Annotated in this window: 4 protein-coding genes; all 4 read right to left on the bottom strand. The window is 45.4% G+C overall.

Features of this window, described 5'->3' with window-relative positions:
- Positions 1-14 precede the first annotated feature (14 nt).
- The 4 genes from AC6IB1_RS10875 to AC6IB1_RS10890 all read right to left on the bottom strand — a co-directional run bounded on the left by AC6IB1_RS10875 (position 15) and on the right by AC6IB1_RS10890 (position 24,313).
- Positions 15-689 carry an EscR/YscR/HrcR family type III secretion system export apparatus protein gene (locus tag AC6IB1_RS10875; RefSeq protein WP_497569053.1) on the bottom strand — a complete coding sequence of 225 codons (675 nt, stop codon included), beginning with the start codon at positions 687-689 and terminating at the stop codon, positions 15-17.
- 60 nt (positions 690-749) lie between these two features.
- Positions 750-1,049 carry a hypothetical protein gene (locus AC6IB1_RS10880; RefSeq protein ID WP_497569054.1) on the bottom strand — a complete coding sequence of 100 codons (300 nt, stop codon included), beginning with the start codon at positions 1,047-1,049 and terminating at the stop codon, positions 750-752.
- 490 nt (positions 1,050-1,539) lie between these two features.
- A complete protein-coding gene (locus AC6IB1_RS10885) occupies positions 1,540-3,471 on the bottom strand; it encodes an ATP-binding cassette domain-containing protein (RefSeq protein ID WP_497569055.1) in 1,932 nt (643 codons plus the stop codon).
- Positions 3,472-3,589: 118 nt separating this feature from the next.
- On the bottom strand, positions 3,590-24,313 hold the full coding sequence (locus AC6IB1_RS10890; RefSeq protein ID WP_497569056.1) for an Ig-like domain-containing protein: 20,724 nt from the start codon (positions 24,311-24,313) through the stop codon (positions 3,590-3,592).
- Positions 24,314-24,347: the final 34 nt, after the last annotated feature.

A 24,347-nucleotide genomic window follows, 5' to 3' on the forward strand; every position in this document is an offset into this window, starting at 1 on the left:
TACTGACATGCGGTTTACCCCAGGGCTTTAAATAAAATCGTCCAGCTGTCTGAAAAATAAAATACCGCCAGTTTAACCGGCGTAGATATCACGGTGGGCGACAGCATGGTCATCCCCACGCCGCTTAATATTACCGCAATTAAAAAGTCGATACTGACAAACACAATATAGAGCTTCAGCCCCAGCTCAAACCCTTTATACAAATCCCAGATTAAACTGCCGATAAAGTATTTAAAGGTGTCATGTTCCTGATCAAAATTAAACGGCAGGGTGATCACTTCCGTCAGTTTTTCCGTTTTCTGCTTGGCGTTTTCCAGTACTTCCGGAAAAAATTCCGCCCAGTGGCTGACCAGGGTATACATGGTGACCCCTTTGGGCAGATCTTCATCAATCCGCTTATTCAACTCCTCCTGGGTTTGCTGGGAAAAATAGGGTTTGACCCGTTCAATGCCCGGTTGCACCTGCGGCCAGATGCTGTTCAGTGCCATCAGTGCCGCCAACAGGTTAACCACAATCGCCGGCGGGATCTGCTGGGTACCCACGGCGTTTTTAATAATATTCAGCACAATGGAATATTTGACAAAGCCGCTAAAACAGATAAACACCACCGCAGAGAGCAACACCAGCACCAGAAAGGTGACCAGGTTAACCCCCGCATAGGCGTTGTCAGGACTTAATAATTCAACCATGCCTTTTCTCACCACGACATCAACGCCGGAATACCCCGGCGTTGTGATTCATTAAATTAATTAGATATTACGTGCTGCAGATGAAATAGAATCTTTAATTGCCTTCAACGTTGACGTGCCAGTTTGCGTTGCAATGCTTTGGTCACCCATCAGGCGTTGTAGCTCCAGTGATTGGCTTGCAGACAGAGATAAACCGGCCGCTGAGCTATTTGCTTTAATAAACGCCTCAACAGCACCATCGGCCGCTTTTACCATCGACTCAAATTCTTTTCCTACCTCTGTCGTCTTAAGTGCATTATCTTCTTGAATCACAGTAGTGTGACTATGTGCTCTGGTATTAGACATAGAACCTATAGACATACTTTTTACCTTTAATTATTCCAAAATGGTTAATTCTACAAATATTGATGTTAGTTATACAGAGAGCAGATGCAACAATTTCGACATGTCGCTCAACTTATAACTAATGAACAGTCTCTGTCTCTGGTGAAAGTTTTTTAACTCCGAAAGACGACTCCGCTCTCTCCCTTAAAATCTATATACCTCCAAGAAAAATAAACAGTGAAAAAACGCGACAAAACTCGGAGAATATTTTTCCATCCTGACTGATAACCCCTTCAATCACTGGCACAAAATCCCAATCGCACCTTGTACCACCTGGCTTGGTTGAAGCTTTACCACACCAGACAGACGTGTCTTGTTAACTGTATCTTCAACCACAATAAAAGCCTATAAAATTAGGCAATTCAGAATTTCTGTGTCTTTTGTCAATTTTTGCCACAGAAACCCGTTCAAAAAATAAACCAACAATAACAAAGGATTAGACAGAAACATCTCCAGCTTGCCTGCTTTATTGGTGTTCAATAATGGTTTTGTCTTTGATTTCCAGCACCACATCGCACGCTGACAGCACCGAATCGTTGTGACTGGAAAGGATCACAATCGATTGCGCCGCGTATTTTCTCAGCAAGCCAAGGCATTTCATCACGTCTTCAGGTGACAGGTTGACCAAAGATTCATCCAACACATACACATCGGCATTGCTCAATATCGCCATTAGGAACAGCAGTTTCCGTTTCTGGCCGGTAGACATCGGGATATGGTCAATGTCATCCACATACAGGTTCTGGTAGTCAAAGTTCCGCCCCGGGAAACACTCTTTTAATATCGCGTCCATGGTTTTGGGTGCATTACAGCCCCTGAACACAAAGTTATCGTACAGCGTGCCGGAGAAGAAACTCATGTCTGCCGAGAGATAACTGACTTTCGATTCCAGCATGGATTTATCGAGAATATTGAGATCAATACCGGCATACTCAATTTTCCCTTTATAGTTATGGTGGCTGCCAATTAATGTTTTCATCAGGGTGGATTTACCGCTGCCAACGCCCCCTTTCAGGCCATAAAGAATGCCTTTTTTCAATTTGAGCGACACATTCTCCAGAATACTGGTTTCATCATGTTTAATGGTTAACCCTGTCAGTTTAATTTTATCTATCGATTCGGCTTTTACACCCACATCATCCATGGTGTCTTTGGTGATGTTATCCCCCATCAACATATCCAGGGATTGTTTCAGGTGATAAAGGCCAGCTTTTAAATGCGACAGACGCGTAACGATTTGGGCCATTAACCCCGACAACCGCGAACTGATAATAAATAACACAATCATATACGCGGGGTTTAATGTCGAGGTGCTGATCCCGGCAAAACACAGCACAAACAATAGTGTCAGCGCCAAAAAGGACACCAGTTTTGTTAATTCATCCCAATAGAAGTTGAAGGAAGAAATTTTTTCATCGTAATGCAACGACATATTGTAAGTGTTGTAGTATTTCTTCAATAGGTTGAATTTATTGACAAAGCGGATGCTGTCACGGTTATCAATATAAGAAAGACGCAATTTCAACATGTCGTTAGCCGCATTTTCGTTGTCGGCCATTTTCTTATACAGTTTTGAACGGTAGACAAAGAAAATAAAAAAGATCACCGCATAAAACATCAGGAAGTAGACGCTGAGCCACGACAGGAACACACTCATGGCGATAAACAGCAAGATAAATGACAGCGCATCAGAGGCGATCATCGGGATGCTGTCCCACACCATCTTTCTGTATTGCTCTACCGTTCTTAAACTGTTGGCATATGAAAATCCATTAAAATAAGGGAAGAACGAGAACAGATAACGTTCAAACAGTTTTGATGATTTCTTATTGGCTTTAAAACATTCTTCTTTGATTTTACGTTTTGCAAAAAACTCGCCGATATACATCAGCAAGAAGAAAGCACTGACCACAAATAAGGTAGTAACCGCATTAGAATACACCAATCGGGTATTGAATATATTGGTGTATAACGGCGTGACCAACGCAAATGGCGTCAGTAATAATAACAGCACTGACCACAGTGGCGTTAAATGGTATATCTCTGTGATCAGATCATCGGACGTGACTTTTTTTGCCGTTTCACGTAATTCGAAATAACGACACCCTAAAAAGTCATTCAGATTAACCGCCGCTCCGGCACTGTCATAATACGCACCATTAATGTATTTAATTAATTTATACCCATCTTCGTAGCTGATAACGAAGTGGGACAAAATAGAGACATTCTGTGTGATCTGTCCAATAAAGAATTTATAGGTAAAAAGATTATTGTCTAAGCCTTTTTCAATGTGCTTAATAATAAGCTCTTCACTTGCTGCATGAAGGATTTCTTTTTCAAGCGATCTTGGGCAATTAATTTCTAATTCGTCAATCAGGCTAATAAAGACGTTTTTCATTCTCTTAAGGCCTCAAAAATTAGGCCAATGTTTCCATTGGCCTAGTGTTATTCGTTTTCCTTCCGGTTTGGTGTTGCCGCTTTACCTGCGGCAACACCCCGTTTATGGACTGACTATATTAGTAGTAGTCGTGGTTTGGTACGCTCCAGTCATGACTATAGCTTGATGCATAGTCAGCAGTCGCCATGTTTGAAGACGACGCGCTTTCTGTCGCTGCGGCGTCAGATTCCGCTTGGTTTGCTGCTTCATTCATGTCCAGGTTGACTTGTTTGATATCAACAGACCCTGTTTCCACTTTCACCTCACCGTTTAGGTCGGTGTAAGTCAGTTGATAGTCATAAGCACCTTGGCTACTGAATTCCGCTTTGATTAACCAATCGCCATCTTCGTCTGCGTCGGTTTCGTACACTTTACCAGAAATTTCGAGGGTAACACTGGTATCAGGCATAGATTCACCGCTGAAGACTTTTGTTTCAATCAACTCTTGGGTAAACAAGAGTGATCCTTCATCTTCTGACACTTTTTCACCTTGGTTATCAATGTGTTTCACGGTTTGTGCCGTTTCTTCCTTGATAGGCGCATTCACTTCTTTGTCAGAATTTTTCAGCTCTGGTAACACTTCTGGCTCCCTATCTGGGAATGATGGCAGTATCACTGCATCATGCTCAGGGAGTGATGGGGTTACCTCATCTTCCTGATCAGGGAATGAAGGCAGTGTTACCGCTTCGTTCTCATCCTCTGGCGTACCTGAACCATTGTCACCAGTTCCACCTGTGTTACCACCAACCACAATGTTGCTTTCGCTTTGTTTAGTGGCAGTGTTACCTGCGGCGTCGGTGGCTGTCACGGTCCATGACCATTCACCTTCTGTCAGTTCCTCTGGCAGCTCGGCTGTCCAGTTACCTTTTGAGTCAACAACCGCTTCAACCTGTACTGTCTCAGCCGATTTCTCTGTGGTGTTGGCTTTGGTAAATTCCACTACCACTTTTGAACCCGCTTCAACCGTACCGACGATAGCAGATTGATCCTCAGACACTGTTGCGGTCAAGTCGGTTACTTTCGAGTCCATCACAACCGTCATCGTGTGATCGTAGGTGTTACCCGCTTTATCAACCGCACTGATGACGATGGTGTTGTCACCTTCTTTTAAACCTTCAACCGCAATGGTCCATTTACCACCATCAAAGGTTAACGCTTTACCCAAATTATCAATCACAACACCATTGACGGTGATTTGAGTGATGGTCGAACCGTTATCAATACGGCCTGACAGGGTGATCGAGTCTTTTGTCACAACATTGTCTTTATCATTGTCGTTTGACGGCTCACTGTCATTTTCAGCAATGCTGTCAACCGTAATGATTGGCGCAACAGTATCGATAACTGTGTTAAAGCTGAGAACTTTTTCGTTACCCGCTGCATCAACAAAGTTAATCTGAATACGGTTCGTGCCTTCTTCCAGAACAACATCGTGTTTCCAGCTTCCATCCTCACCAACATCGGCACTGTGAACTTCTTTACCATTGACAAAGATAGTAAAGGAAGAACCCACATCGACTTTACCCGCCAGACTGATCGTTTTATCTGTCTCGTTGCTGTAGTAATCACCAATGTTATTTACGTCATCCTGTTGATGTCCTTCAATAGAGAATTCTTCTATATGGATCTCTGTTTTCTGGACCACAGTATGCGTAATGGTGGTCACGTTACCCGCCGCATCCCATGCTTTAAAGGTCAATTGGTTATCACCTTTGTTCAACGGAATACCGTAGAAAGTAAAGCCTTCACTGGTCCTGGTTGCCTGAATGGTGACACCATTAACCTCTACAACCACTTTCACATATTCGTGACCGTTGTCAGGTTTAAACACCATAGACAGGGTGTCTTTATTGGTAAACAGTTCTTTATCCTGTACCAGTGCTTCACCATTTGCCTGAATATCAGTGATATCCAGATCCTCAATGGTGGTGTCCAGTGTTACATTTATGGTGCTGTTTTGGGTGTTACCCGCCGCATCCACAAACGACCACTCAAACTTATACACACCGTCGCCACCGGTCAGCTCATGTGGCATATCCCAATGACCATTCGACGTTTGAATGTTGGTATACGTGTAGCTTGTTCCATCTGGCCCTGTCACTTTCACCGCCGCAATCACATCTTTATCTGTCGTCGAAGTGTTGCGGTTAAATTCAAACCTCAGTGATTTATCATTAGTACGGTTATCGAACGTTTGGCTATCGTTACCATAGGTATCTGAATCCCAACTCAAGCCGACAAAAGTGTTGATGGTTTTATCAACGATCACTTCGCCAGTTTGGGTGGTTCTGTTGCCCGCGACATCCTCAAAGATCAAGGTGTACGAATGTTCACGCTCGATAATATTGCCAACATCAATGGTCCAGTCTCCACCTTGCTCAAGCACCTGAGTAAACTCCTGGTTATTGATTTGCAAGATAATTTTACCCGCTTCAGAGGCCGTGCCTTTGAATACCAGTTTTCCTTGTTCGCTGTTGACATACTGCTTACCGTTATTCTCATACACCCCTTCAATGTGGTGTTCAACGGTTGCTGCCGTGCTGTCTACTTCAAACTCAATCGTTTGTGTTTGGCTTCTGTTACCGGCCAAATCCACTGAGTGGATCGTGGCGGTATAATCACCGTCTTCCAATGCTGTCGGCAACTGGAACTGCCATGTACCGGTCGAGCTTACTTTCGTGGTGTAGGTAACATCGTTAATCACCAACACTACTTCCGCACCCACTTCACCACGACCGCTGAATGTCGGTTGTTTTTCCGCTACAACCCTGTCATCCGTTGCACCGTCCTCATCAACCAGCGACGCGTCAAAGTTCGCGTTGGTATTGTCAATGACGATTTCATCAATTTCACGTTCCGCTACGTTACCTGCATCATCACGAATGGTGGCGTGCACGGTATAGGTTCCATCGTTCAACCCGGTGAATTCATGGCTCCAGCGTCCACTGTCATTAACCGTGAATTCATGTGTTGTTCTCTGACCCTGACTGTCTGTCAAGACAAGTGTCACAACATCACCTGGGCTACCTGACCCTCCCACAACCACTTTTTGACCATTCAAGATCTTATCCGTTGCAAACTGACCATTGTCGTTTTCCACTTCCATGGTGAAACGGATTGAGGTCTTGATGTTGATCGTGCCCTGGTTGGTGGTCACGTTACCCGCCACATCCGTTGCTTTAACGGTATAGTTGTTAAAGCCTTCTTGCAGATCCAACGCAATAGACCAATCGCCATCAGCTTCTGGTGTGATCTGGTGTTCAACACCGTTCACAATCAACACCAGCGAGTGAACGCCTGCTTCAACGGTACCTGAGAAGGTATGCGTTGTCTGGTTGGTCACAATTGAGTTGTCATCTCCGCCGTTTACTTGCACTGTCAGTACCGGTGCCGAACGGTCAACCTCAACTTCCACTTCCTGGGTATTGGTGTTACCCGCTTTGTCCGTCAACTCAATAACAAAGTTATGAGTGCCTTCTCCTAAGCCAGTTACCATGTAACCCCAGCTGTCTCCCGTCGTCACAAACTCAGTGATTACTTTACCCGAGTCTTTTTCCTTGATGACGACAGTAACACCTACTTCAGTTGTACCGGTCAGATACACATTTTGAGCGTTAGTAATAAAGTCACCTTTCACGCCGCTATCAGTCGAGTTATCAAGTGCAATGGTTGTCGAAACGGAAGTATCAACAGTAAATTGATAGCTTTCAGTATCAACCTGCGCACCTGATTCATCTTTGATGACAAAGCTGATGGTGTGTGTGCCCTCTGGCAGCACGTCATCAATCTGGAACGACCACTCGCCCTTGCTGTTAATGGTTGCGGTATAAACCTTGCCATTAATTGTCGCTTCGACTTTGTAGCCAGGTGTACCAGAACCACTGATCACAGGTTTGGTTACGTTGGTGACATTATCTCCTTTGACACCACTATCACTGTTTTCATCCAGCGATACCGTAAATGGCAACACATCAGGACTAACCGTCAGTTTCTGTTCCACCTGTGCTGAGTTACCCGCAGCATCGGTTGCAATAATGGTCAACGTGTAGTCACCATAACCCAACGATGGTAGCTGCGCATTGAACTTACCATCTGCTCCTACCGTCGCTGTGATGGTTTGATTCACGCCACTGATCAGGATCTTAACGCTCGCACCAAGTGCAGTCTGACCACTAATAGAAACTTCATTGTGCTCTGTCACCCAGTCACCAATCACGCCACTATCGTCATCACTATCCAATGTAATATCAGACAGTGTTGGCGGTGTACGGTCAATTTCTACCGTGTAATCTTCACTGGTGTTGGTATTACCCGCCACATCCGTGGCTGTCACCACAATTACATACTTGCCTTCATCCAACACATCTGGCAGCTCGAAGCTCCACTGTCCTGTGGTTGGGTTCACTTCTGGTCGATATGTATGGAGTACATCTCTACCATCTTCAGACTTAACCACCAGCTCTAGCGTCGCATCTTTGTCTGTTTGACCACTGAACTCCAGATGCTCAACATTGGTTAGGCGATCATTGTCTGATGAACCTGAATCCGACGTTAACTCAAATTCGTTCTGGATTTGAGTATCAATCACCATTGTCTTTTCAGACACATAGGTATTACCTGCAACGTCTGTCGACTCTACTTTGATGACATATGTACCGTCTTCCAGCTCCTGCGCATATTGATAGGTCCAATGACCGCTATCATTCGCACTTACTGTTTGGGTATCAATGATATTGCCACCAGACATTAGCGTCACTTTTATGGCAGAGTCTTTGTCATTCGTCTTACCGCTCAAGGACACAGTCTGATCTTGGGTGATCCAATCCTCATCTTCTCCGGTGTCATCATTGATGTCGAACGTGATCGCCGGTGGAGTAGTATCCAGGGTGTATTCACCTTTCACTGTTTTTTCGTTGCCTGCCAGATCCTTAGCAACCATTGTCCAGGTGTATATACCATCAGCAGCCAGTTGCTTATTACCCGGAACAGTGATCGTGAAATTACCCAGGTTGTTCGCCTGCGCTTCAACAACTACCGGTGTCCCTGTGCCATCTTTCAGTTGCAGTGTCAGTGTGACTTTTGCATTTGGCTCTGTTTTACCGGAGAACGTCGGCGTTTTATCGTTCGAGATATTGTCCTGATTAGATGTTCCTGAATCAGAATCATCCACCAGTCCTGTATCTGCAGAGAACTCTTGCAGTTGAGTATCAACAACGACTGTACCGGTTCTGACAGATTCGTTACCCGCAATATCAACAGCAATCACTTTCCAGGTATAAGTGCCATCAGTGTCAACATTCACGTCAAACGAGTATGCCCCATCTTTGGCTGTAGTCTCTTGCGTCTGCATCTGGCCATTTAACGGACCAAACTCCAGACGAATACTGATGTCATGTTTACCTGCGCCACCAACAGTACCCGAGATCTTCAATGATGTGTCATTAGTAATACCATCATTGTCAGATTCACCAGTATCTGACTCTGCATCCAAGCGAGCGGTAAGTGTCGGCGGTGTTGTATCAATCGTGATGTTTTTCTCTACCTCTTGTAAGTTACCAGCTACATCTTCCGCAGTAACTTTCCAAGTGTACTCACCATCCGCCAACGGTTTGGTCACTTTAATCGTCCAGTCACCTTCGGCTTGGATTGGGCCGTAAACATCCACGCGTGTACCATTTTTGAAGATCTCTAACTTGATCTTCGAAGGCTCATCAACACTACCTTTGAACTCCGGCAGCCTGTTGTTAGTAATGCCATCGTTTTTCACTGCACCACTGTCTGAGTCAGTTGCCAGATCAGCAACAAGCTCTGGCAAATCTGTGTCAAGCTTGATAGTACCGGTCAGTTGTTGAGTATTACCTGCAACGTCTTCTATCTCTACTACGTAAGTATAAACACCATCACCTTTATTCAGCTCAGGTAGCGAGATAGACCACTGGCCATCTTTCACAGATACCGCAGCTACTGATGCTACATCGATAGTCTCGTTGTTGAACGAGAGTGCTTTCAGGGTCACTTTCGCATTAGCTTCTGCCGAACCTTTCAGCACAACATCTTTTTGATTCGTGATACCGTCATTATTCGCATGACCAGTATCGTCATCACTTGCCAACTGAACCGTAAAGCGATCAATCGTAGTATCGATCGTCACCACACCCGCAACGGCCTCTGAAACGTTGCCCGCAACGTCTGTTGCAGTAACACTCCAAGAATACTCGCCGTCAGCAAGCTCCGGCACATTGGAGATAGTCCATGAGCCATCTTCTTCTGTAACGGTAGTCGTCAACGTGTGCAGTGCTTTGTTGCCTTTACTGATCACTAATGTGATTGTTGTGCCTTTCTCTGACACACCAGTAAATACTGGCTTCTTAACATTCGTTATGTTGTCAGTTTTGTTTTCACCGGAATCACTGCCATCAGCCAACGCCACATCAGTTACGACAGGCGCGGTTGTATCAATTTCCAGGCTCTGTTCAGCCAGGCTGCTCACGTTACCTGCGGCATCAACTACGTGTGCCTGAACGGTGTACTTACCGTCTATCAACGCATTCGTGAGCTGATAACGCCAAGTACCGTCATTTCCAACAGTGACGTATTCAGGTGACACTGTTTGTTCAACGCCTTTTGCATCCTTAATGGTGATGTAAACACGCGCTCCCGCTTCTGCGCCTTTACCTGTGAATAAAGGCGATTCCACGTTAGTGATATTGTCTGTCGGAGATGCACCGGTATCTGTTGCCAAGTCAAAATCACCCGCGTTTGGCGCTTGTGTATCAACTTTCAACGTTTGAACCGCGGACACAGTCTCGTTGCCAGCCACATCAGTTAGCGTAACTGTCCAGCTGTAAGTACCATTTTCAAGCGCACTGATACCTCCAATAGTCACAGTACCCGTGTCTGAAATAGTCACTTCTTGAGACGTCCACTTCGGTGTACCGGTAGTTGACGTTCCACTCCAAAGTTTCAATACCACTTTTGAGCCAGGCTCACCTTTCACACTGAAGCTAGGTGTTGTGTCGTTGGTAATACCGTCGTTCGCAGAAAAGCCGGTGTCTGAGTTTGCATCCAGTCCAACTTCTTCAATTTCTGGCGCGGTAGTATCCAGCGTGAATGTGCCGTTGATATTTTCTTGTCTATTACCTGCGGCATCAGTTGCCACAATTGACCAAGAATATTCACCGTCTTCAGGCAACTGCCCAGATACGATTGACCACTGGCCATTTTCACCCACTGTTGCATTAAAGGTCTCGTTATACCCATTACTGTTAGTGATAGTGAGACGAATCACATCACCTTTAGTACCAGAGCCAGAGAATGCGGGTGTATTGTCATTGGTATAGACGATGTCGTCAGCTGCCCCCGTTTGAGAGTCAAACTGTCCTGTCACGTTAATTTCATTGTCAAAGGTAAACTGGCCTTTAACCTCTTTTTCGTTACCTGCCACATCGACGTATTTCAAGGTATAGCTGTATACGCCATTCACACCTTTAAGTGTTGGCAGTTCCAGCGTCCAATCACCGTTCGAATCTGCATCCGTAGTAATGTTATTGATATCAACCGGTTGGTTATCCGGACCAATCAGAGATACCAGAGTGACTTTCGTACCAGCTTCAACTTTACCACTCAGTTTGAGGTCAGTTTTATTAGTCAGGTTGTCATCTTGTGATATACCTGAATCACTTTCATCTGCAAGACCAAACGAGCCAGCATCACCACCTTGAACAGTAGTATCAATGGTCAACGTGCTGTTTTGAACAGGGCTTTCGTTACCCGCCAAATCCGTTGCAGTAATCGCAATGGTGTATTGACCTTCGGTCAACGCATTACCGACTTGCAACTCCCATTTACCGTTAACAAAACCAGCCGTTTCATAAGTGTGCGATGCTCCACCGTTAACCGGTGTGATCACAATCTTGATCTTGGCATATTCACCCACATTACCGGTGAAGGTTGGTTGCGTATTGTTAGTGATGTTGTCGTTTTCCACACCACTGTCTGTCGCATCGGTAATGCCTTCAACTGTCAGAACCGGTGCCGTTTTATCGATAACGATAGGACCCGAAACAGCGTCTGACTGGTTACCAGCGGCATCAGTTACAACGAACGACCAAACATACTCACCATCAGCCAGTTTAGATGCTGACGCAGAGTTCAACGTGTAAGTCCACTGTCCGTGTTCGTCCACTTCAACGTAAGCTGGGCTAACGTCTACTTTCACCCCATCTTTCGTCATGAGTGTCAAGCTGATACGTGAACCTGCCTCGGCTGCACCAGAGAATGACAGTGCTGCGTCTTTCGCAAAGTACTGGTTCTCAACGCCATTTACTTCGACTTCTGGAACATCTGGTGCCGCTGTATCAACTGTCACCGCACCGACCTCTGACTCTGCAGTGTTGCCTGCGATGTCAGTCACAACCACTTTATATTGGTAGTTTCCGTCAGCCAGTTCATCCGTTGTGAAGGTGTAAGACGCTTGTCCGTTCAGAGCAATTGTCTGATCAACCACGGTTGTATCTGTTGTGCCAGCTTTCCATACCAACAGTTGCACTTTCACTGCCCCCGACGTATCGACTTTCAGCTCCAGCGCTTTTTTATTGGTGATACCGTCATTGCTCTCAAAGCCCGTGTCATTAACCAGTGACACTTCTGCTGTAGGTGCAAGCGTATCCAGCATAAAGCTGCCATTTACTTCCGTCGTGTTGCCTGCCACATCAGTCGCGGTGACTTTCCAAGTGTAAGCGCCGTCGTGGTTGATTTCGTTAGCAGTGACAGACCAGTTGCCATCATCACCTACTGTAGTTGTCAACGTTTGAGTTCCTGCTGGGCCTTCAATCACTACAGTGATTTTATCTCCTGCATTACCCGTACCCTTAATTACAGGTTGTTTGATATTGGTGTAGACAATGTCTTTGGCTGTCCCTGTTTCAGATGCAAATTCCGCTGTCAGATCAATCTTGTTGTCGAACACAAAATGTCCATCAACTTCTTTGATGTTGCCTGCGGCGTCTTCATATTGCAGCTTATAAGTGTACTTGCCGTTCACATCACCGAATGCTGGGATACTCAACGACCATGAACCATCACTGTTAGCAACAACCGATACTTCACCAATTTGAACAGCCTCACCATTTGGATTAGTGAGTGATGTTAAGGTGACTTTCGTACCCGGCTCTACGTTGCCAGACAGCTTGATCGTTTGTTTATTGGTAATGTTGTCTCCCGCAGTGCCAGTATCGGTATCTTGGGTCAACCCAAACTGCTCGCCACCTTCCACGTGAGTGTCAATTACCAGAGGTTTCTGGCTCACTACAGATGCGCTGGTGTTACCTGCCATGTCAGTTGCAGTGACAGTTACGGTGTACTTGCCTTCAGCCAGCTTCACGTCAGGTGTGATCGTCCAGTTACCATTGACATAAGTCTGTGTCGTAAAGGTGTACGACTCACCACCTTTAACTGGCGTCAATGTAACGGTAATTTTCGATGACTCTGTAACAGTACCAGCGAAAACAGGTTGATCGTTCTTGGTCACCATGTCGTCGGTATCGTTACCTGTATCGGTCTCGTCAGTAATGCCACCGAAAGTCACTTCTGGACCTTTAGTATCCAGATTAAACGTGCCGGTTTGTTCAGGCGAACGGTTACCTGCCGTGTCTTCCGCAACAAATGACCACGAATACTCACCATCTTTCAGCGCTTTCGCAGTTTCTTCAGACAGGTTATATGTCCAGGTGCCATTGTCATTCACTTGAACAAACTCTGGTTGGACTTCAACTTTTTCACCCAAGCTGTTTTTCAATGTCAGGTAAACACGTGAACCTTTCTCTGCAGTACCAGTAAAGCTCAAAGACGCATCTTTGATGTAATTGTCATTCTCAGTATTCTCAAGAGAAACTGAGCTCAGATTCGGTGCAACAGTATCAATCGTGACCTGCTGAACGTCTGAGTTCGCAACGTTACCAGCTACGTCAGTGACAATTACACGATACTCATACTCACCATCATCAAGGTGTGACACTTGGAAGGTATGTTCTTTCTCAGTACCGTTGAACTCATAGCTTTGAGTGAAGACGTTGACTGAAGATTCGCCTTTCTTCCAAACTTGAAGTTCAACTTTGGCCGCATTACCCGTAGCAACAGCTTTGATCTGCAGTTGATCACTGTTGGTAATACCGTCTTTCTTATCGAGACCTGTATCGTTTTCCAATGTAACTTTCACGCTCGATGCTTGAGTATCCAGTGTAAAGCTACCTGTTTCTTCTTTGGTGTTACCTGCTGCGTCGGTTGCTGTTACTTCCCAGGTATATACTCCATCTTCAGCAAGCACATCTGCTTGAACAGACCACTCACCGTTACGTCCAACTTCTGTTTCAATAGTTTGGCTACCTGCCGGACCGTGAATCACAACTGTGATTTTATCGCCCGCATTACCAGTACCCTTGATAACAGGTTGGTTGTTATTGGTGTAGATAACGTTCTGATGTTGACCTGTTTCAGAATCGAATGTTGCATCCAGATCAATCTTGTTATCAAACGTCAACTGACCGTCAACAGTCTTGACGTTGCCTGCTATGTCTACATATTTCAGGGTATAACGATAAACACCGTTGTCTCCATTGAGTGTGGGGAGGTTCAGTGTCCAGTTACCATGCTCGTCCGCTTTCACAGAGATGTCACCAACCGGGATGGTTTGGTTATTTGGTCCTGTCAGTGATACCAGTGACACAGTTGTGCCTGCTTCAACCTTACCATTCAGTTTCAGAGCAGTTTGGTTCGTCAGGTTGTCATCTTGCGATGAACCTGAGTCACTCTCATCTGCAAGGCCAAACGATCCTGTGTCCCCCCCCTCTACGGTCTTGTCAATAACCAGGTTACTGTTTTCAACTGGGCTTTCATTACCTGCCAAGTCGGTTGCAGTAATTGCGACTGAGTATTCGCCCTCTGGCAATGCATTACCTACTTGCAACTGCCATTTTCCATTTACAAAATCCGCTGTTTCATAGGTATGCGCAGCCCCACCATTAACTGGCGTGATCACAATCTTGATCTTGGCATACTCACTCACAGTACCCGTAAAGGTTGGCTGTTCATGATTAGTGATGTTGTCGTCCTTAACGCCACTGTCTGATGCCTCTGTAATACCTTCAACAGTTAGTGTCGGCTCGGTTTTGTCAATGACAATTGGGCCAGTCACAGCCTTGGACTCATTGCCAGCCGCATCAGTCGCTACAAATGACCAGGTATATTCACCGTCTGCCAATTTGGCTGCAATATCAGCATCAAGCTTGTACGTCCACTGCCCCTGAGCATTCACTTCAACATACTCAGGGCTCACTACAACCTTCTCACCGTCTTTTTTCGTGAGTGTCAACGTGATGCGCGAACCCTGCTCCGCCGAACCAGAGAAAGACAATGCTGAGTCACTGGTGAAGTATTGGTTTTCAACACCATGAACAATAATGTCGTCGATAGCCGGTACGGAGGTATCAACTGTCACAGCGCCAACCGTTGACTCTGCGGTATTACCTGCGATGTCAGTGACAATAACTTTATATTGATAGTTACCGTCTTCTAGCTCTTTGGTCGTAAAGAGGTGTGACTCCTTACCATTCAAGCTCACCGTTTCATCTACAACAGGGCTACCTTGCGAACCAACTTTCCACACCAGTAGCTGAACTTTTGCAGCACCAGTCGTATCAACTTTCAATTGCAGTGATTTTTGGTTGGTCAGACCATCACCATTATCAAAGCCGGTATCATTTTCCAGCGATACTTCTGCACTTGGCGCTTGAGTATCAAGTGTGAAGCTACCTTCAACGTCTTTGGTGTTTCCTGCTGCATCTGTTGCTGTTACTGTCCAAGTATATTCGCCGTCTTCGGTTAGTTCTTTAGCCGTTACAGACCACTCTCCGTTTTGAGCAACTTCCGTTGTCAACGTCTGCTGGATACCTGCAGGCCCTGTAATCACCACAGTGATCTTGTCGCCAGCATTACCCTTACCATTGATCACTGGTTGATTATTGTTGGTATAGATAACATCTTGATCTTTACCTGTTTGAGAGGCGAATGTCGCTTCCAGATCGATCTTGTCATCAAAAGTAAACTGACCGTTCACTTCTTTAACGTTGCCAGCCACATCAACATATTTCAGGGTATAGCTGTATACGCCGTTTTCACCGCCGATCATTGGCAGGTTTAGTGTCCAGTTACCGTGTTTGTCTGCAGTAACAGAAATGTTTTCCACCGCAATTGACTGGCTACCAGGCCCTGTCAGCGAAACCAGTGAAACCGTCGTACCTGCTTCAACCTTGCCGCTCAATTTCAGGTCCGTTTTATTGGTCAGGTTATCATCTTGAGACGAGCCCGAATCACTCTCATCAGCAAGACCAAAAGTTCCTTCCTCACCACCTTGAACAGTTTTATCGATCGTTAAGTTACTGCTTTTAACTGGGCTTTCATTACCCGCTAAGTCAGTTGCAGTAATTTCAATGGTGTACTGACCTTCAGCTAACTCATCGCCAACTTTCAGCGCCCATTCACCATTCACAAAGTCATCCGTTTCATAGGTGTACGGACGCCCACCGTTGACAGGTGTGATCACAACTTTGATCTTGGCATACTCACCCACTGTACCAGTAAGGGTAGGTTGCGAGTTATTGGTGATGTTGTCATCTTGAACGCCGCTGTCTGATTCAGTTGTAAGACCTTCAACTGTCAGTTCTGGAGCTGTTTTATCGATAACAATCGGTCCTGTCACAGCTTCTGACTGGTTACCCGCCGCATCTGTAGCAACAAATGCCCACGTATATTCGCCATCTGCAAGCTGAGAAGCGATCTCTGGATCGAGTGTATATGTCCATTTGCCTTGTTTGTTAACTTCAACATAGGCAGGACGAACCTCAATTTCCTCTCCGTTTTTCTTCGTCAGAGTCAGGCTAATCCGGGCTCCTTTTTCTGCAGAGCCAGAGAATGACAACGCCGAATCATTCAGGAAATACTGGTTCTCAACACCATTCACAACCACATTTTGGATTTCTGGTGCGGTTGTATCGACTGTGACCGAGCCTACTTTTGATTCAGCAGTGTTACCGGCAATATCAGTCACGACCACTTTGTATTGGTAGCTACCGTCGTCCAACGCCGTTGTAGTGAATGTGTGAGAGGATTGATCATTCAAATCCACCGTTTCATTCACAACAGGAGATTTCTCTGAACCTGTTTTCCAAACCAGCAGCTGTACTTTAGTTGCTCCCGAAGTATCAACTTTCAGTTTGAGTGCTTTTTCGCTTGTGAGGCCATCATTGCTTTCAAAGCCAGTGTCATTTTCCAACGTTACTTCTGCGCTCGGCGCCTCAGTATCCAGCGTAAATTCGCCATTCACCTCTTTGGTGTTGCCTGCTGCATCCGTCGCTGTCACCTTCCAGGTGTACTCACCGTCTTCGTCCAGCTCATTAGCGGTAATCGTCCACTGTCCATCTGTTCCAACCTCAGTTGTCAGAGTTTGACTACCCGCAGGGCCGTTAATCACGACAGTGATTTTATCGCCTGCATTACCGGTACCATTGATTACTGGCTGCTTGTTATTGGTGTAAATAACATCCTGATCTTTACCTGTTTCTGATGCGAATTTCGCACTCAGATCAATCTGGTTATCAAAGGTAAAGTGACCTTCAACCTCTTTAACGTTACCTGCTGCATCGGTGTATTGCAGTGTATAGGTATATTCCCCATTATCAGTACCGAAGTTAGGGATACTCAGTTCCCACGAACCGTCTTCTCTCGCGACAGCTGATACCTGTCCAACAGTGATAGATTCACCGTTCGGTTTCTTCAATCCAATCAGGGTGACCGTTGTACCCGGCTCAACATTACCTGACAGTTTAAGTGACTGCTGATTGGTGATGTTGTCACCGTCAATGCCCGAGTCCGTATCTTGGGTTAAACCAAACACCTCACCACCTGATACATCCGTATCAATCACCAGTGGTTTCTCGCTCACCACCGCGTTGCTGACGTTACCCGCCATGTCGGTCGCAGTAATGGTGACCATATATTGACCATCTGCCAGATCAACATTTGGTGTGATTGACCAGTGACCATTGACATACTCAGAGGTAGTGAAGGTATACGAATTACCACCATTTGCCGGCGTTAAGGTAACAGTAATTTTTGACGCTTCAGAAACTGTACCCGTGAAGACAGGCTTCTCATTATTCGTCAGCATGTCATCGCGAACACTACCGGTGTCTGTGTCTTCTGTTATCCCCTCAAAGGTTACTTCTGGACCTTTAGTATCAAGGTTTACAGTGCCTGTTTTCGCATCCGAGCGGTTGCCCGCCACGTCTTCTGCGACAAACGACCAAGTGTAAGTACCATCTTCTAGTGCATCAGCGGTTTGCTTAGACAAGTTGTAAGTCCAAGAACCATCACTGTTCACCTGAACATAAGCTGGTTGAATATCAACAGGCTGGCCTGCACTGTCTGTCAATGTCAGATAGATGCGCGAGCCTTCCTCTGCGGTACCAGTAAAGCTCAGTGATGCATCACTGACATAGGTCTCATTTTGAGTGTTTTCTAGAGACACTTCACCGATGTCTGGCGCAACAGTATCAATAGTCACTTGTTGAACATCTGACTTCGCCACATTACCTGCGACGTCAGTAACAATGATTTGATACTCATACTCCCCATCTTCTAGATGCGAAACATGGAAAGTGTGCTCTTTGCTATCACCGGTAAAGTCATGTGTTGCAGTGAAGGCTTTCTCTGTTAATTCACCTTTTTTCCACACCACTAATTCAACTTTTGATGCACCACCTGATGTAACTGCCTTAATTTGCAATTCATCTTCATTAGTAATGCCATCTTTAGCATTGATACCAGAATCATTTTCTAACGACACATTAACACTTGGCGCTTGGGTATCCAGAGTGAATTTACCTTCATCGCGGGCTGTGTTACCTGCAATATCTGTGGATTCAACCACCCAGACATATTGACCATCATTCGCCAAGGCAGGATCAACGGTTACTTGCCATGTGCCATTGACAACCGTGGTCTCCATAACATGTCGGTAGCCATCTGGGCCAGTCAATGTCACTTTGATCTTGTCACCGTCAGTCCCTGTACCTGAGAACACTGGCTTGGTGTTGTTAGTGATGTTGTCATCATCGGACGCGCCTGAATCGGATTCAGCATCCAGGCGACCTTCTACGGCAATGGTAGTATCAAGTTCAAATGAACCGGTTTCTTCTGACTTGTTACCTGCAATGTCTACCAGTTCAACGGTCCACTCATACGTACCATCTTTACCCAGTGCTGGTGCGTTTAGCGCCCAGTTGCCATCTTCATCAACTGTCACTGTCAAATCACCAGTCAAAGAGACTTCCTCTCCTGTTGTTTTATTGACAAGAGATGTGAGTTTGACAGTAGCTCCAACTTCACCTTTACCGCTCAGGGTAATTTGTTTCTGGTTGGTAATCGCATCATCATTGCGGTCACCACTGTCTGTCGCAGCATCCAAACCTACAGTGAATTGATCAATAGACGTATCGATGATCACGTTCTTTTCACTGTTATGCTCTGTGGTATTGCCCGCAGCATCTATCGCAACAACTGTCCAGCTATAAGCACCTTCAGGCAACGCTGATGTATTAATTGTCCATGAACCGTTATTGTCGGTTACAGTGGTTGTAAATACATAAGCAGGTGCTGATGGGTTGTTGCTGTCAAACAACTTCAGCTCGATCTTGTTGCCTTTTTCTGCAACACCAGAGAATGTCGGTGTAGTGTCATTAGTAATGCTGTCATCAGTGTTACTTCCACTGTCACTGCTACTATCGAGCCTTACATCACTCAAGACTGGATCTTTGGTGTCAATATTCAGCGCAATCTCTTCACTGATTGTTATATTACCCGCAGCATCCATGGCTTGGGCAGTCCAGGTATATTCACCATCTTCAATAGCTGTAATTGGTGTAAATGACCAAGTACCATCAGGTTTTACAACAACAAAATCGGGCTTGAGTTCGACTGATGAACCATCCGCTTTTTTCAAGCTAATAGACACACGTGAACCCGGCTCAGCTTTACCTACCAGAGTTGGTGTGTTGTCATTGGAGTAGTTAGTACCTGGCTCCAAGCTAGTATCGCTTTCTTCAGAAAGCTTCACTTCGCTCAAAGACGGATTGGTTTTATCAATGATCAACGGTTGTTGCTGAGAAACCGCTTTGTTGCCCGCCACGTCGGTGGCTTCAACCACCCAAACGTATTCACCTTCAGCGACAGCCGTTGTCATCTGTACTTTGAAGAAGCCATCTTCATCAGCCGTTACTACATCAGAAGTATATGCAGCTACACCGTTTGGCACCCCATTGGTCACTTTGTAAAGCTTCACGACGACAGAAGCTAAGCCTTCTGAAGTCTGACCTGTAAAGGTTGGGGTATCTACATTGGTTTGTGGGATCTCTGATTCAAAGCCTGCATCACTAGCCGGATCCAGCTTTGCGTCAACAATGATTGGCGCAGAGGTGTCCAGAGTAAATTTAGACTCTTTGGTTGATGCCGTGTTACCCGCCACGTCGGTCACTTTGGCATACCAGGTATATTCACCTTGCAGGGTGAGCTCCGGCGCAGTAATTTTCCATGTGCCATCCGCGCCCACTACGGTAGTTGGGATGCCTTCAACTTTCTGGTTATTGGAATCAAGAATGATCAGCTCAACAGTACTGCCTTTTTCCGCGGTACCGGCGAATGTCGGTGTTGCATCATTAGTGATACCATCAACAGCCGAATGACCATAATCAGATTCCAGTGACGCAGTCACTGTTGTTTCCGTATCAAGAACGATATTACCTGATACTGTAGTGACGTTACCGGCAATATCGGTCAACTCAACAGTCCAACTATACTTACCATCACCATTAGCCAATGTGGGTAAATCCAATGCCCACTCACCAGCCTCATTGATCGTAACGGCCTTCACTGCAGACACATCGATGGCTTTTCCATCAGGTCCAGTCAGATTCAGCAGTTTAACGTTCGATCCTGGTTCACCTTTACCAGACAATTTGGCATCACGTACGTTGGTAATGTTGTCCGCTTGTGAACCTGAGTTAGTTTCATCATCCAGTTTGCCGGACGCGCCTACGTACGCCGTGTCGATTTTCAGCGTTTGGTTTGCGTCATTCAGAACGGTTTCATTACCTGCCAGGTCTTTCGCTGAAACAACCCACTTATAATCACCATCATTGAGGCCATCAACCTTCACTTCCCAGCGGCCATCTTCGCTGGTCACTTTAGTCGTGACGGTTTTAACCAGCGTTTCACCACGATAAATCGCTATCGTAATATCTGACCCTTTTTCGGCATTACCCACAAACACAGGGCTTTTTTCTTTGGTGATAAAGTCATCATTATTCGCGCCTGTGTCCGATTCTGCTTTCAGCGCCACACCTGAAATTTCAGGGGCCACAGTGTCAACAGTGACATCGATGCTTTTCTCGGGTGATTGGTTACCGGCAGAGTCAACCGCAAAAAACGAAATGTCATAGTCACCATCTGCCAATTCAGCAGGCAGTTTATACACCCAGTTAGTGCTGTTCACTTCGATAAAGTCAGGCTCTAACGTAACTTTTTCGCCGGTCTTTTTATTTTCAACGGTAAAATAAATGCGGCTACCTACCTCAGAACCCACCCCTTTCAGGCTCAAGGCTTTAACATTGGTAATACCATCACTGTTGATGTTTGAATCAGAGCTGTCAGTCAGGGTGATGTTACCCAGTTCTGGCACCTTAGTGTCAATCGTCACTGATTGCTGTTCTGTTTTGGTGACGTTACCTGCCACATCAGTGACGGTAACTTGATACACATATTCGCCATCAGCCAAGTCTTTCACCGCATATGAAAGTTGACCGTTTTCACCTACAACAACAGGATTTTCTGTTGAGTAAGATGGGGTCGAGCTGATCACGCCGCCTTTCTCAACTTTATATACAGTGACGCTGACTTTGGTACCAGGCTCAGTGGTAATTGCCAAGTCTAGGTTCTTGTCATTAGTGTGGGTTGGGTTAAAACCGGTTTCAGATGCCAGCTCTACAGATACTTCAGGCGGTACATTATCGAACGTGAATTTACCTTCAACTGGTTCCGCTTTGTTGCCCGCAACATCTGTCGCATTCACCGTCCAAGACCATTCACCTTGATCTGCCAGTGCAAATTCTTTAGGCACAGTGATAGACCACTGTCCCGATGCATTTGCACGGGTTTCCAGCTCAATTTGCTTGCCAGATTCAGCGTGCGTCAAAGTAAGCTTAATCAATGCACCTGCATCGGCTGTACCCTGAATCTTAGGTGTCGCGATGTTGGTGATAGAGTCATTCCTATCACCAGAATCGGAATGGGTGTCGAATTGTGCTGTCAGTGAAATTTGCGTATCAATTTCAATCGGCAATTCAACGGTTTTCTCGTTACCTGCCAGATCGGTAACGTTAAACGATACGGTATATTTACCGTCTTCCAGTGCATCTGGAACAGTATAAGACCACTTACCATCGGCCCCCACAGTTACTGGTGCGTAAGTCGGCAGCTCTTTGCCGTCGCCTTCTGAGCGGATAGTGACCTGTACTTTTGAACCAGGTTCTGCTGTACCGGTAAAGGTCGGTGTTTTTGAATTGGTCAGCGCATCTTCTTGAGATTCACCAGAATCCGTTTCTGCGCTCATATTGGCTGAGAAATCACTGATTGAACGGTCAACCACCACGGTGCCTTCAATATTCTTAATGCTTGCGTTACCTGCAAGGTCAAACGCAGAAATCACATAAGAGTAACTACCTTCTGGAACATCAGTCAGCTCAAATGACCATTCACCATTCGCATTTGCCGTCACTTCTTGAGTGATACCCAAAGACTCAATGGTCAGGGTTACTTTCGCATAGGCGTCAGTAGTCCCTTTGAACACCAATTTTTCAGAATTGGTAATGCCGTCTTTTGTTGATGAACCGGTATCCGTAGATTCGTCAAAACCACCTGTGATCTCAGGACCAATGGTATCGATGGTTACGTTAGTTACTGCTTTTTCTGACACATTGCCTGCAGCGTCCTTTGCATATGACACCACGGTATAGTTACCGTCTTTCAGTTCATTGGTGACATCAATTGACCAACGGCCATTTTCGCCAACAACGGCTTCATACACATCGCCATCAATTTCCAGGTAGACCGTAGAGCCTGCTTCAGCTTTACCGTGGAAGGTTGGTGTATTGTCAGCGGTAATGTTATCGCCATCATTACCGGTATCTGCTTCGTTGGTCAGACCTTCAATAGAGAAATCTGGTGCTGTTTGGTCGATGACAACTGTCTGAGTGATCTCAGATTTGTTACCCGCAGCGTCGGTAGAAACGAAAGTGATGATGTGCTCACCTTCTTCCAGAGGCTGATCAAATTGGAAGATGGTCGGTGAGTTTTGTGAGTCTACATTGATCACTTGATCGTTATAGATCACCTGAATAGTAGAATTTGGCTCGTGATCAAAACGGAAAACAGGCTTATCACTGTTTGTGATCCAGTCCCCTTTCACGCCTGAGTCTGAAATATCTGACATCGATACTTTAAAATCATTAACAGTATCAATGGTCACTTTTTGTGGAATAACCGATTCGTTGCCCGCAGAGTCAACAGCATGCAGTGTGAATTCGTATTCACCGTCAGGAAACTCAATCGGGAAAGTAAATGAGAACTGACCATTTTTAGCTGACAGATCATATTTAACATCACCCACCTGGATGTACACAGAGACTGGGTCACCTGAAATGCTCCCCGTAAAGGTTGGCTTATTCACATTGGTGAGGCCATCTGCGTCTGAAACACCCGAATCTGTTGCCAGATCAAAAGTAATTTCTGGTGCAACGGTATCAATCACCAATTGCTGATTAACAGTCGCAACATTGCCGGCTTCGTCTTTCGCTTCCACCTTAATGCTGTACTCACCATCAGCTAATTCTTCTGTAATGGAAATGATCGCAGCACCGTTACTGTCGGCTTTTGTCTCATAGATTACACCGTTGATTTCAATAGAAACTGTCGCTTCTGGTAACGTTGTTAACTCAAACGTAGGCTTATTAGCATTGGTGATGAAGTCACCTTTCTCACCACTATCACTACGATTAGAAAGTTTAACTTCAACAAAGATATCCGATTTGTCTTGATCCTCGGCAGGCACTTCTGCATCAGCGGGTGCATTTGAAGAACCTGAGCTTGAAGACATAGAAATTGCATCAGAGTCTGCTTTTTTAGTGCTGATATTATCATTCACCTCTTCTTCAGACGTTTGCTCCTGCTGCATCGCTTGCATTGGAGCCTGTGCAGACAACTGCGCAATCATTTGATGAAGCAGTTCTACATTTTCATTAACAGGCTGCTGCTCTTCTTCTGATTTACTCTTTTCTTTTTGCTCTTCCTCTAATTTCTTCTTCAGTTCTTTTAATTCAGCCAGTTGTTTCTGAATTTCCTTGAGCTGTTCTTGTGTTTTCTCTTTATTATTTTGAGAGGATTTTTTATTGTCTTCGTTTTTATCGTTAGAGATGACTTCTGGAATGATATGACCAGACATACCATCCAGGTTAATGCCAGATAGTATTGCCGAGTTAGAAATTCTAGAACCATCATCTGATGTAAATGTCAATTTACCACGGAGAAGGTCTTGAAGACCGCCCTCATAAACGGTGACATTACCACTTGCATCCGTTACTCGAATATCAAACCCAGAAACCTGAATACTGTCAGTACCATTAATTTTAATATCTTGCATTACAATAACTCTCGTCAATTAAAATAATAGATAA

Source organism: Grimontia sp. THUN1695, assembly GCF_059704325.2.

Coding starts and splice junctions, on each gene's coding strand:
- AC6IB1_RS10875 (WP_497569053.1), bottom strand. CDS start 689: ATGGTTGAATTATTAAGTCCTGACAACGCCTATGCGGGGGTTAACCTG.
- AC6IB1_RS10880 (WP_497569054.1), bottom strand. CDS start 1,049: ATGTCTATAGGTTCTATGTCTAATACCAGAGCACATAGTCACACTACT.
- AC6IB1_RS10885 (WP_497569055.1), bottom strand. CDS start 3,471: ATGAAAAACGTCTTTATTAGCCTGATTGACGAATTAGAAATTAATTGC.
- AC6IB1_RS10890 (WP_497569056.1), bottom strand. CDS start 24,313: ATGCAAGATATTAAAATTAATGGTACTGACAGTATTCAGGTTTCTGGG.